The 11,657-nt window shown below is 71.0% G+C and carries 15 protein-coding genes; 6 read left to right on the top strand and 9 right to left on the bottom strand.

Going from position 1 to position 11,657, the window contains the following annotated elements; all coding sequences use genetic code 11:
* Both tilS and accA read right to left on the bottom strand, forming a co-directional pair.
* A partial coding sequence (gene tilS / locus PKE44_RS08460) for a tRNA lysidine(34) synthetase TilS (protein WP_324550038.1) occupies window positions 1-731 on the bottom strand: 731 nt, incomplete at its 3' end.
* A complete protein-coding gene (gene accA / locus PKE44_RS08455) occupies window positions 728-1,690 on the bottom strand; it encodes an acetyl-CoA carboxylase carboxyl transferase subunit alpha (protein WP_324550035.1) in 963 nt (320 codons plus the stop codon). The genes tilS and accA, both read right to left, overlap by 4 nt.
* 163 nt (window positions 1,691-1,853) lie before the next feature.
* On the opposite strand from accA, the gene PKE44_RS08450 reads away from it, so the two are divergent.
* Entirely contained in the window at window positions 1,854-2,393 is a 540-nt protein-coding gene (locus PKE44_RS08450; protein ID WP_324550033.1) for a lysozyme inhibitor LprI family protein, read from the top strand.
* On the opposite strand, the gene PKE44_RS08445 is transcribed toward PKE44_RS08450, so the two are convergent.
* The 3 genes from PKE44_RS08445 to PKE44_RS08435 all read right to left on the bottom strand — a co-directional run bounded on the left by PKE44_RS08445 (window position 2,371) and on the right by PKE44_RS08435 (window position 4,029).
* On the bottom strand, window positions 2,371-3,315 hold the full coding sequence (locus tag PKE44_RS08445; RefSeq protein ID WP_324550031.1) for an HprK-related kinase A: 945 nt from the start codon (window positions 3,313-3,315) through the stop codon (window positions 2,371-2,373). The two genes, PKE44_RS08450 and PKE44_RS08445, sit on opposite strands and share 23 nt — an antisense overlap.
* Entirely contained in the window at window positions 3,291-3,572 is a 282-nt protein-coding gene (locus PKE44_RS08440; protein WP_324550029.1) for a hypothetical protein, read from the bottom strand. The genes PKE44_RS08445 and PKE44_RS08440 overlap by 25 nt, the downstream gene beginning before the upstream one ends.
* Window positions 3,573-3,639: 67 nt before the next feature.
* Window positions 3,640-4,029, bottom strand: coding sequence for a hypothetical protein (locus PKE44_RS08435; protein WP_324550027.1), 390 nt, complete (start codon window positions 4,027-4,029; stop codon window positions 3,640-3,642).
* A gap of 244 nt (window positions 4,030-4,273) precedes the next feature.
* Here PKE44_RS08435 and PKE44_RS08430 point away from each other — a divergent pair, with 244 nt between their 5' ends.
* The 3 genes from PKE44_RS08430 (at window position 4,274) to PKE44_RS08420 (ending at window position 7,671) form a co-directional block, all read left to right on the top strand.
* Window positions 4,274-5,443, top strand: a complete 1,170-nt coding sequence (locus PKE44_RS08430; RefSeq protein WP_324550025.1) for a nucleotidyltransferase family protein — start codon at window positions 4,274-4,276, stop codon at window positions 5,441-5,443.
* A gap of 34 nt (window positions 5,444-5,477) precedes the next feature.
* Complete coding sequence (locus tag PKE44_RS08425; protein ID WP_324550023.1) at window positions 5,478-6,905, top strand: DegQ family serine endoprotease; 1,428 nt, start codon at window positions 5,478-5,480, stop codon at window positions 6,903-6,905.
* A 133-nt stretch (window positions 6,906-7,038) separates the two neighbouring features.
* On the top strand, window positions 7,039-7,671 hold the full coding sequence (locus tag PKE44_RS08420) for a DedA family protein (RefSeq protein WP_324550020.1): 633 nt from the start codon (window positions 7,039-7,041) through the stop codon (window positions 7,669-7,671).
* A gap of 107 nt (window positions 7,672-7,778) precedes the next feature.
* Here PKE44_RS08420 and PKE44_RS08415 read toward each other — a convergent pair whose 3' ends face one another.
* The gene (locus PKE44_RS08415; protein WP_324550018.1) at window positions 7,779-8,189 is read right to left on the bottom strand and encodes a VOC family protein; all 411 of its coding nucleotides are present in this window, start codon (window positions 8,187-8,189) and stop codon (window positions 7,779-7,781) included.
* Between the two features lie 109 nt (window positions 8,190-8,298).
* Window positions 8,299-8,763: a nuclear transport factor 2 family protein gene (locus tag PKE44_RS08410; RefSeq protein WP_324550016.1), complete on the bottom strand. Its 465-nt coding sequence runs from the start codon at window positions 8,761-8,763 to the stop codon at window positions 8,299-8,301.
* A gap of 242 nt (window positions 8,764-9,005) precedes the next feature.
* Here PKE44_RS08410 and PKE44_RS08405 point away from each other — a divergent pair, with 242 nt between their 5' ends.
* Both PKE44_RS08405 and ppk2 read left to right on the top strand, forming a co-directional pair.
* The gene (locus PKE44_RS08405) at window positions 9,006-9,302 is read left to right on the top strand and encodes a hypothetical protein (RefSeq protein WP_324550013.1); all 297 of its coding nucleotides are present in this window, start codon (window positions 9,006-9,008) and stop codon (window positions 9,300-9,302) included.
* Between the two features lie 194 nt (window positions 9,303-9,496).
* On the top strand, window positions 9,497-10,414 hold the full coding sequence (gene ppk2 / locus PKE44_RS08400) for a polyphosphate kinase 2 (protein ID WP_324550011.1): 918 nt from the start codon (window positions 9,497-9,499) through the stop codon (window positions 10,412-10,414).
* A 157-nt stretch (window positions 10,415-10,571) separates the two neighbouring features.
* On the opposite strand, the gene PKE44_RS08395 is transcribed toward ppk2, so the two are convergent.
* Window positions 10,572-11,552: a dipeptide ABC transporter ATP-binding protein gene (locus tag PKE44_RS08395; protein WP_324550009.1), complete on the bottom strand. Its 981-nt coding sequence runs from the start codon at window positions 11,550-11,552 to the stop codon at window positions 10,572-10,574.
* On the bottom strand, window positions 11,549-11,657 hold a 109-nt coding region (locus PKE44_RS08390; RefSeq protein ID WP_324550040.1), incomplete at its 5' end, for a hypothetical protein. The genes PKE44_RS08395 and PKE44_RS08390, both read right to left, overlap by 4 nt.

Genomic DNA, 11,657 nt, shown 5'->3' with positions numbered 1-11,657 from the left:
AGCGTCTCGACCGCGGCCTGCGCCTCGGCGCTGAGCCGGGCGCTGCGCGCCAGCGTGCGGGCCGCGGCCGGGAAGCGCCCGGCGAGCACCGGCATCAGCCGCTCCCGCAGGAACACGCGGTCGTAGTCCGTATCGGTGTTGGCCGGGTCGTCGAGCCAGTCGAGGCGGTAATGCGTCGCGTAGGCCTGCAGCGCGGCCCGCGACACGCCGAGCAGCGGCCGCCACAGCCGCCCGCTCCCGAGGGCTGCGTCTTCCGGCATTGCCGCGAGCCCCTTCGGGCCGGCCCCGCGCAGCAGCATCAGCAGCACGGTTTCGGCCTGGTCATCGGCATGCTGGGCGGTGAGCAGCGCATTGCCGGCATCGAGGCGCGCGCCGAGCGCCGCGTAGCGCGCCGTGCGCGCCGCAGCCTCGGGGGATTCGCCGGGCGCGGCACGGGCCTCGATGCGCAGCACCCGGCAGCCGACACCGAGCGCCGTCGCGCGCGCGATGCAGTGGCGCGCCCAGTCGGCGGACTCCGGCCGCCAGCCGTGATCGACGTGCAGCGCATCGAGCTGCAGCCCGGCCGGGCGCAGGTGCGCCAGCACGTGCAGCAGCACCGTCGAATCGAGCCCGCCGCTGAAGCCGACCGTCAGCCGGCGGGTCTGCGGCCAGGCCGCACAGAGCCGCGACAGCGCCGCGACCAGCGTGCGCTCGACGGTCCCGGCCGCGGTGGCGCAGGCAGTGTCATTCACTCGCGGACCGTGAATTCCCCGTAGGCCATCAGCCGCTCGTGCCGGCGCGCAAGCAGCGCATCGAGGTCGAGCCCGTCGAGTTCGGCGAGTCCGGCGAGCAGCGCCGTCCTGATCGCGGCGGCGGTCTGCGCCGGATCGCGGTGCGCGGCCCCGAGCGGCTCGGGGATGATCTCGTCGATCAGGCCGAGCTTCTGCAGGTCGGGGGCGGTGATGCCCATGGCCTGCGCGGCGTCCGGTGCCTTGTCGGCGCTCTTCCACAGGATCGACGCGCAGCCCTCGGGCGAGATCACCGAGTAGGTGCCGTACTGCAGCATGTTGACCTTGTCACCGACGCCGATCGCCAGGGCCCCGCCCGAGCCGCCCTCGCCGACCACGGTGCAGAGCACCGGCACGCGCAGCTGCGCCATCACGAACAGGTTGCGGGCGATGGCCTCGGACTGGCCGCGCTCCTCGGCACCGATGCCCGGATAGGCACCGGGGGTGTCGATGAAGGTGATGACTGGCAGCCGGAAGCGCTCGGCGAGCTTCATCAGCCGCAGCGCCTTGCGGTAGCCCTCGGGCCGCGGCATGCCGAAGTTGCGGCGCAGTTTTTCCCTGGTGTCGCGGCCCTTCTGATGGCCGATGACCATGACCGGACGACCGTCGAACCGGGCCAGTCCGCCGACGATGGCCGGATCATCGGCATAGGCGCGATCGCCGTGCAGCTCCTCGAAGCCGGTGAACAGGTGTTCGACGTAGTCGAGCGTGTACGGACGCTGCGGATGCCGGGCGATCTGCGAGACCTGCCACGGCGTCAGCGTCTTGAAGATGCTCTCGGTCAGTTCGCGGCTCTTGGTTTCGAGCCGTTCCATTTCGTCCGAGATGTTCAGCTCGGTGTCGTTGCAGAGCTTGCGCAACTCCTGCAGCTTCGCTTCCAGCTCGGCGATCGGTTGCTCGAAGTCGAGGAAATTCATGTTCATGATGAGGCGTCGGCGTCCGCGGCGGCGCAGGGAAGCCGCGTAGTGTACCGGTGAATGCCGAAGCGGCAAGGCAGGCGGCCGGGCGCGGGCGCGGTGGCCCCGGCGGGTCCGGCGGCGGCTACGCTGGCGCACGTCCCCACCACCCGCGCAGGAACCGCCGATCATGTCCTCCTCCACCCCGCTGCTCGCCTGCCTGCTGCTTGCCACCGCCGGCAGCGCCTTTGCCGCGAGCTTCGACTGCACGCGCGCCGGCACGCTGGTCGAACAGGCGATCTGCAGCAACCCGGAACTCTCCGATCTCGACGACGCGATGAGCAACGCCTACCGCGAGGCGCTGGCGCAGGCCGCCGATGCGGCCGTGGTGCAGGCCACGCAGCGGCGCTGGCTGAGCGAGGTGCGCAATCCCTGCCGCAACACCGGCTGCCTGCGCAGCGCCTACCGCACGCGCCTGCGCGAACTCGCCGCGGTGTCGCCGGCGGTGCAGCCGGCGCGGGAGCTGCGCATCGTCGGGCGCGTGCGCTACGGCACGCTCGATTCGGCGATCGAGACCGAAAGCGGGCGCAGCTACGGCTTCGGCAGCGACTCGGCGATCGGCGCGCGCATCCTCGATACCTGCGGGGATCGCGGCGTCTGCGAGGTCAGCGGCTTCGTCGATGCCGACGACACGCTGACGCGCGTGCTCAGCGTGCGCCGGCTGCGCTGAGCGGCTCCCGGCCATCCGCGAGCGCGTCGATGGCGGCGATGGCGTCATCGAGCGTGCCGAATTCGAGGGCCCGCGCCGGACAGCCGCTCACCAGCCGCGCCACGGTCTCGAAGCCGGTGAGGCCGGTGTGCTCGTAGTTGAAGGCATTCGTGCAGAGACGGGCCATCGTGCGCTCCGGCGGCACGGCTTCGAGCCGTGCGCGGCTGCCGGCCCGGAACTGCGGGAAAACAATCCACGCCGGCACGGCCGGGCGGTCCATGGCCTCGATGCTGCCGGGCGGCGGCTGCAGGTGCGCGAGACAGCCCTTGGCGGTGTTCGGGAAATCCCGGCCGATCACGGCCGCCGGCGCGTGCGCGCGCATCGCCGGCACCGAGGCATTCTTCAGCGCCACCAGCCGCGGGAACGGCAGCAGCTCGAAGCGCTGCAGGTCGATCAGGCAGAACTCGTCGGACAGAAACCGCCAGCCGCGGAATCCGAGCGCGGCCGCGAGCGTGCTCTTGCCGCTGCCGGGCTGGGCCGGCAGCAGCAGCGCGCGCTCACCGCGCGCGACCACCGCCGCGTGCAGCATCAGCAGCCGGCCGGCGTGGAAGGCCACCCCCCAGTTCAGCCCCCATTCGAGGTGCGGCGGCGCGTAGTCGGGACCGAACGGCCGGTAGGCCAGCCGCTCGCCCTCGAACTCGACCGCCAGCTCGCGCCGCAGCCGCCCGTGCAGCCCGCGCCAGCGCAGGCGCACGCGGAAATCCGCGCATTCATCGTCCGGAAACCGCGGATAGCGCGCATAGAGCGGCGCCAGCCAGTCGGCCAGCCCCGGCCATTCGGAGCCGAGCGCGTACGCGAACGGGCCGATGCGCAGGCGCAGCGCATTGTCGGCCAGCCGCGCCCGGAGTTCGGCGCGGCTCAGCTCGCCGAGGCAGGCGGCCATGGCGGCGGACAGGGTTCGATCAGCAGTTCGGCGGCGAGCAGGTCGAGCGCATCGGCGAGCGCCTGGTCGAGGCCGGGCGCATCCGGATCGTCGCAGTCGGCGCGCAGTTCGAGCTGCAGCTGCGCGCAGCCGGCCGGCGCCTCCGCGAGCCGCTGCAGCAGCCAGGCACCGAGCGGCGTCAGGAAGTGCGTGCGGCCCGAGGTCTCGTCGTGGACGAGGTGGAATTCGCCGGCCTCGTCGCTCGCGTGCCAGTGCATGCGCGAAAAAGCATTCGGCCGCCAGAAGGCGGCCGGATGGCGGGGTTCGGGAGTGCCGTGCACGGGCTCAGATGCCGAGCGCGGAGTTCACGCAGCCGCTCGACAGGAACGAGGCGTTGGTGCCGACCTTGTAACCGGTCTCGTTGTAGTGGACCGGCGTGATGCCGCCGCTGGACGGATCGATCTGGAACCAGACCGCGTGCAGCTGGCTGTCCGCCCCCATTTCCTTGTACAGGCCGGGGGTGTTCTCGTTGGTGATCCGGATGCCGGTGCCGTTGACGGTGTTGAGCGCGCAGCGCACGGCGCTGCTGTTCGCGGCACGCGCATAGCCGGCGTGCAGGGTCAGCACCGCGGGAACGGCCACGACGGCAGCCGACTTCAGCAGCCGGCGGCGGCGCAGGGATACCGGGGCTGCGGCGTCCTGACCATCCGTGCCGGAGTGTTCGTGGTCTTGCATCGCTTGCTGTCCTCAAAAGGCCTTGCCTTATAGTCTGACGAATCGGCACCCGGATGCCACTCCACCGGGCCATCCGCAAGGCTTGCAGCCGAGTTTCCCTGTGTCTCGTGCGGCTTTATGCAGATTTCAAGCCAATCAGACACAAAACCCCAAGTCACTGAATTCAAAACCAGGTCTGCTTCACCCCTGCCGCTGCCGTCCGGGCACTGTAAAAATTTCCCAACTGCCACCCCACCTGTCCCCGATGCCGCCCACGCCCCGCCCGCCGCCCGAGCGCCGCCCGACCGCCCTGCTGCTGGCGCTGTTCTGCGGTTCGATTCCCGATCCGGCTCACCTGCAGGGCGCCGACTGGGAGCAACTGCTGCCGTACGCGCGCCGGCACGAGGCGCTCGGGCGGCTGGCCACGGTGCTCGCGGCGCGGGGCGTGCTCGATCGCGTGCCGGCGCGCGTGCGCTTCCATCTCGACAGCGCGCGGGTGCGCGCGCAGTCGCGGATGCGCCGGCTGCGCTGGGAGGCGCTGAACCTGCGCCTCGTGCTGCCCGGCGTGCCGGTGCTGGTGCTCAAGGGCGTGGCCTGTGCGCTGCGCGGGCTGCCCTCGGTGCAGGGACGGCTGTCAGCCGATCTCGACGTGCTGGTGCCGAAGGCGCGGATCGCCGAAGCCGAGGCCGGGCTGCTCGCCGGCGGCTGGGAGCACGCCGCGCACAGCGATTACGACGACGCCTACTACCGCGCCTGGATGCACGAACTGCCGGCCTTCCACCACGCGCACCGCGGCACGCAGCTCGATCTGCACCACGGCATCCTGCCCCCGACTGCGCGCCTGCATCCCGATCCGGCCCTGCTGCTGGCAGCGGCCGAGCCGGTGCCGGGCGTGCCGGATTTATATGTACCGTGCGCGAGCGACCTGCTGCTGCACGCGGCCGTGCATGCCTGTTACGACGGCGCCTTCGCGCAGCCGCTGCGCGATCTGCTCGACCTGCACGGGCTGATCACCGATCTCGGCGACGAGACCTTCTGGCAGGCGCTGCCGGCGCGGGCCGTGGCGCTCGATCTGGCGCGGCCGCTCTGGTACGCGCTGACGCTGGTGCAGCGCGAACTCGGCACGCCGGTGCCGGCGGCCGTGTTCACGGCGCTGGCCGCACACGCCCCGCCGCCGCAGCTGGCCGGCGTGCTGCCGGCGCTGGTGCATGCGGTGCTGCATGAACGACCGATGGCACCTCTGGCGGCGCTGGCGCTCTACATTCGTTCGCACTGGCTGCGCATGCCGCCACGCCTGCTGCTGCCGCACCTCGCACGCAAGGCCGTGCAGCGGCTGCGCACGCGCCTCGGCGTGGCCGAGCCCGGTGCACCGGCGGCGGCCGTCGAGGTCGCCACCCCGGCCGAACCGCCCCGGCCGCCCCCCGGACAACCCTGATGATTTCTGCCTACTGACGGCTACGGAGGCCCAGATGCCCGGATCGAATCCGCTCCTGCGGGTGCTGCTGACCTGCCTCGTGCTGCTCGCCGCCGGCCGCGCGCCGGCCGTCGAGCTGCCCGACTTCACGACGCTGGTCGAGCAGTACGCGCCGGCCGTGGTCAGCGTCAGCGCCCGCACCGCCGCGAAGGACGCCGCCGACGAGCCCGACGAGGACAAACCCGGCAAGCCGCCGGTCCAGAATCCGTTCGAGGGCACGCCGTTCGAGGAGCCGTTCCGGCGCTTCTTCGAGCAGATGCCGCATGGCAATTCGCCGCGCCCGCGCGAGCTGCCGGCCTCGATCGGCTCGGGCTTCGTGATCTCGGCCGACGGCTACGTGCTGACCAACGCCCACGTCGTCGAGGGCGCCGACACGGTGACGGTCGGGTTGCGCGACCGCACCGAGCTGATCGCGAAGGTGATCGGTGCCGACAAGCGCAGCGACGTGGCGCTGCTGAAGATCGACGGTGCCGCGCCGCTGCCGGTCGTGCGCCTCGGCGATGCCGAGCAGCTCAAGGTCGGCCAGTGGGTGCTGGCGATCGGCTCGCCGTTCGGCTTCGAATCGAGCGCGACCGCCGGCATCGTCAGCGCGCTCGGGCGCAGCCTGCCGAGTGACTCCTACGTGCCGTTCATCCAGACCGACGCCGCGGTCAACCCCGGCAACTCCGGCGGCCCGCTGTTCAACTTCAACGGCGAGGTGGTCGGCATCAACTCGCAGATCTACTCGCGCTCCGGCGGCTATCAGGGCCTGTCGTTCGCGATCCCGATCAACGTCGCGATGGATGTCGCCGAACAGCTCAAGACCAAGGGCCGCGTCGCGCGCGGCTGGCTCGGCGTGCTGATCCAGGAGGTCACGCCGGATCTGGCGAAGTCCTTCGGCCTCGACCGGGCGCGCGGTGCGCTGATCGGCCAGGTGCTGCCCGAAGGCCCGGCGCTGAAGGCCGGCCTGAAGCCCGGCGACATCGTGCTCGCGTTCAACGGCCGGCCGCTGCTGCGCTCCAGCGAGCTGCCGCCGCTGGTCGGCAGCTACCTGCCGGGCAAGGACGCGACGCTGTCGGTGTTCCGCGACGGCCGGGAAACCACGATCACCGTGAAGATCGAGGAACTGCCCGACGATGCGCGTCAGGCCGGCAAGGCCGGCAGCGGCACCCGGCGCGGCCTCGGCCTGACGCTCGGCGAGCTGCCGCCCGAGGCCGCGCGCAAGGGCGAGACCGGCGTGGTCGTGCGCGAGGTCGCCCCGGGACCGGCCGCTCGCGCCGGCATCCGCACCGGCGACGTGATCGTGCGCCTCGACAACCAGCCGGTCACCGGAGTCGCGCAGTTCGAGGAACTCGCCGCAAAGCTCGGCAAGGGCAAGCCGGTGCCGGTGCTGGTCAGGCGCGGCGAATCCCCGCTGTTCCTGGCACTGACGCCGCCCGAGTGAGCCGCAGCACGGCGCCGCAGCGCAGGACCGCACTGCGGCGCCGCGTCATGGACGCGTCACGGAGGCTCCGACACAATGGCGCCCCCGCGCGGTCCGCCGCCCCTGCTCCTACCGACAGCCCGAGTGCGTGCGCATGTTTGAAAACATCCAGCACTGGATAGCCGAATACGGCTATCTGACGATTCTGATCTGGACGTTCATCGAAGGAGAAACCGTCGTCATCGTCGCCGGCGTCATCGCCAAGCTCGGACACCTCGAACTGCCGCTGGTGATGCTGTCGGCCTTCGTCGGCAGCCTCTGCGGCGACCAGTTCTACTTCTTCATCGGCCGCAAGCAGGGCCGCAAGCTGCTCGACAAGCATCCGAAGTGGGCCGGGCGCGTGGCCTGGATCAACCGCCACCTCGAACGCCACCGCGACTTCCTGGTGCTGACCTTCCGGTTCTATTACGGCGTGCGCAACATCACGCCGTTCGTGATCGGCGCGAGCGACATCTCCACGGTGCGCTTCATCGTGCTGAACATGATCGGTGCCGCGGTCTGGGCGATCAGCTTCGCCGGCGCCGGCTACCTGTTCGGCGAGGCGATGGAAACCTTCCTCGGCCGCATGCACAACGCGCAGCTGTACATCCTCGGCACGATCATCGGGCTGGCGGTGCTCGCGTGGCTGTTCATGCGGCTGCGCCGGCGCGCGAAGGACCGGCAGATCGAAGCCGATGCCGTCGTGCAGGCCCCCGAAGCCAAGTCCCCTCCGGCCCCGGACGCCTGAACCGCGCCCGCAGGCATCGCCGCACCGCTCGCCGCACGAGCGGCGGGCGGCTTCGTTCCGGGCAGAGCGCAGCCTGACGCGGGCGCCTGCGCTGCAGCCCCGGCGCCTCACATCACGACGATCATCCACGACACGCCGAAGCGGTCGTTCAGCATGCCGAAGGCCGGCGAGAAGAAGGTCGGGCCGAGCGGCACGCACACGCTGCCGCCGTCCGCCAGCGCCGCGAAGGCCTTTTCGGCCTCGGCGACCTCGGCGACGCTCAGCGACAGCGAGAAGCCGGCGAAGCCCCGGCCGCTGCCGCTGCAGTCATCGGCCCCCATCAGCACGGTGTCACCGATGCTCAGGCTCATGTGCATGACCTTGTCGGCGTTGCCCGGCGGCACATGAGCCGGATCGGGCGTTTCCGGGCAGTCGCGATAGCGCATCAGCATCGTGATTCCGGCGCCGAGCGCATCGCGATAGAAGTGGGCGGCCGCCTCGGCATCGCCGTTGAAGAACACGTAGGGCTGCAGTTTCATCGTTCTCTCCTCGCTGGCGTCCGGGCATGACGGAGCCGCTCCGGCGCGTTGAACCCGCTGGCCCGGCCCGGTGCCCGCCAGCATGGCAGGGCCCCGTGACCGTGCCGCTTCAAGGCGTCAGCCCGAACTGGGTCTGGCCGGATTCCATGTCGAACGGAATCGAACTGTGCTCGTGGAAGATCAGCCAGTGGCTGCCGGCCTCGCGGCGCAGGCCGAGCGTCGTGCGCATCCACGAGCTTTCCTCGCTGCCGTCGGCCTTGCGCTTGCCGCAGCGCAGCAGGAAGTGCACGACGGCGAGCTGGCTGTCGGCGAACACGGCCGGCGGCTGCGGCTCGTAGATCGTCTCGCCCTCGCAGAACTCCAGGCAGCGACGCCAGTGTTCGGCGTAAGCCGGGCGGCCCTGGAAGCGCAGCGGACCGACGGCATCGTAGGCGCTCACGTCGGCGGCGTAGTGGCGGCCGATGGCGTCGAGGTCGCCGGCGCGGATCGCGCCGAGCCAGGTTTCGAGCACGGCCAGCACTTCGGAATGGGTCTGTGTGTTCTGGGTCTGCGTGTTCTGGGTCTGCGTGTTCATCTCGGTATCTCCCGGATCGTGGTTGCGGGGCTTGCACGGGCATGGATGCCGACGGCCTGCGCAGCGCTCCGGTTCCGCAGAAATCCTGGCGCCCCGTCCGCCGGCCCCCGGACCTCACCGAAACCGCGCCGTCCCGCCGCCGGATGCACGACACTTCGTGCAGGGTCTTCTGCGGCACCGGCTGCGGACGGATGGCCCCGGCACGACCTTTCGACGCTTCCCACGACCTGCAGCCGCTTCCCATGTCCTACCGCACCTACTGGCTGACGATCGCTGCCGGCATCACGCTGGTGCTCGGCATCGATTACGGCTGGCGCACGCTCGGCCTGCACGGCAGCGATCCGGCCCCGCTCGCCGCCGGCCTGTTCGGCGTGACGATCGGCCTGGCGCTGCGGCGCCTGAACGCCGGGCTGTCGGCGACGGCGCTCCCGCCCGGCCGGCGCCGGCTGCGGCTCGGCGTGCAGGCCGTGCTGGCACTCACGCTCTGGGCCGCCGTCAGCCTCGGCTACACGCTGCTGACCGGCGCCGGCCGTTCCTGATCGCGGACTTCCGGCCGCAGCGCCTGCGCACGCCGGCCCGGCCGTCACGGCCGTACAACACCGCTCGCCGACGCTGCGCAGGCGCGCCCGATGGATTTCCGGGCGCAGTGCTGCGTCGTCAGAGGCAGGCACACACACCATGGCTATAACTGATGCGCCAGGGCACGACGCTGCCCGTCCGGAGACCACCTGCCATGCCCATCCCTGCCCTGCCCGATCACGAGGCGCTGCTCGCGCGCATCCACGAAGACCTGATCGACGGTTACGACGAGGAACTGGAACTGGAGATCGAGGACCGCACGGTGGCACCGGGCGTGATCCCCGATCGCGAGACCGAACGTTCCGAGCGCATGCATTACTTCCAGAACCTGTTCCGGCTGCAGGGCGAGCTGGTCAAGCTGCAGGACTGGATCGCCACCAGCGGCCAGAAGGTCGTGATCGTGTTCGAGGGCCGCGATGCCGCCGGCAAGGGCGGCGTGATCAAGCGCATCACGCAGCGGCTGAACCCGCGCGTCTGCCGCGTCGTCGCGCTGCCGGCACCGAACGACCGCGAGCGCACGCAGTGGTACTTCCAGCGCTACGTCACGCATCTGCCGGCAGCCGGTGAAATGGTCCTGTTCGACCGCAGCTGGTACAACCGCGCCGGCGTCGAGCGGGTCATGGGCTTCTGCAACGAGGACGATGTCGAGGAGTTCTTCCGCTCGGTGCCGGAGTTCGAACGCATGCTGGTGCGCTCCGGCATCCGCGTCATCAAGTACTGGTTCTCGATCACCGACGACGAGCAGCACCTGCGCTTCATGAGCCGCATCCACGACCCGATGAAGCAGTGGAAGCTCTCGCCGATGGACCTCGAATCGCGCCGGCGCTGGGAGGCCTACACCAAGGCCAAGGAGGCGATGCTGGAGCGCACGCACATCCCGGAAGCACCGTGGTGGGTGGTGCAGGCGGTCGACAAGAAGCGTGCGCGGCTGAACTGCATCAGCCATCTGCTCGAACTGTTCGACTACGCGGAAATCCCGCGCCCGAGCGTCGAGCTGCCGCCGCGCGTGCGCAATCAGGACTACACCCGCCAGCCGGTCCCGGCAACGATGTTCGTGCCGGAGCGCTACTGACACCGCCAGGGTTCGCAGGGTTCGGGATTCCCGCCCCGGCGACTCATGCCGACCACACGGGGGAGAGTAAGTGCATGGTTTTTCTCCCCCTCTCCCCAACCCCTCTCCCACGAGGGGCGAGGGGCTGAAAAGCGAGGCAAGCGTTCCGGTGTGACCGTTATCCGCCGATGCGCTCGGCGTGGTGGCAGGCCACCAGCCGGCCGTCGACGATGCGCGGTGCCGGGCGCGACTGCGCGCACTCGCCGTCGGCGAACGGGCAGCGGGTGTGGAAGGCGCAGCCCGCCGGCGGTGACAGCGGCGACGGCAGCTCGCCGCGCAGCGGCACGCGCTCGCTGTCGCCCGCATCCAGCCGCGGCGCGGCGGCGAGCAGCGCGCGCGTGTACGGATGGCGCGGCGCGCTGAACACCGCATCGGCCGGGCCCTGTTCGACCGCGCGACCGAGGTACATGACCAGCACCTCATCGGCGATGTGGCGCACGACCGCCAGATCGTGCGAGATGAACACGTAGGCGACGCCGGTCTCCTCCTGCAGCTCCAGCAGCAGGTTCAGCACCTGCGCCTGGATCGACACGTCGAGCGCCGACACCGGCTCGTCGGCGACGACGACGGCGGGCCTGAGCATCAGCGCCCGGGCGATGGCGACGCGCTGGCGCTGGCCGCCGCTGAACATGTGCGGATAGCGGTCGTGATGCTCGGGGCGCAGGCCGACGCGCGTCATCAGCGCGCGCACCGCCGCCTCGCGCGCGGCGGCATCGAGCTTCGTGTGGATTTTCAGCGGCTCGGCGAGGATCGCGCCGATCTTCTGGCGCGGGTTCAGCGAGCCGTAGGGGTTCTGGAACACCATCTGCACCCTGCGCTGCGCCTCGCGCCGCTGCGCGGCGGTGCTCGCGCTGCAGTCGTCGCCGAGCAGCGCCAGCGCGCCCGAAGTCGGCGCCTCGATCAGCGTCAGCAGCCGCGCCAGCGTCGACTTGCCGCAGCCGGACTCGCCGACCACGGCGAGCGTGCGGCCGGCGGCGAGCGTGAACGACACGCCATCGAGCGCACGCACGGTCTGCACCGGCTGCAGCAGGCCGCGCCGGACCGGGTAGTGGCGGCACAGATCGACGGCTTCGAGCACGGCCGGACCGTGCGCGCTCATGCGGCGGCCCCCGCCGGCCGGCCGGCGGCATCGAGCGGCGTGTGGCAGCGCACGGCGCGACCGTCGGCATCGAAGCGCAGCGCCGGCTCGACGGCCCGGCACTGT

It is taken from the genome of Plasticicumulans sp. (assembly GCF_035331805.1).
Classification (GTDB): domain Bacteria; phylum Pseudomonadota; class Gammaproteobacteria; order Competibacterales; family Competibacteraceae; genus Plasticicumulans.
This window is presented reverse-complemented; position numbering and strand designations above follow the sequence as displayed.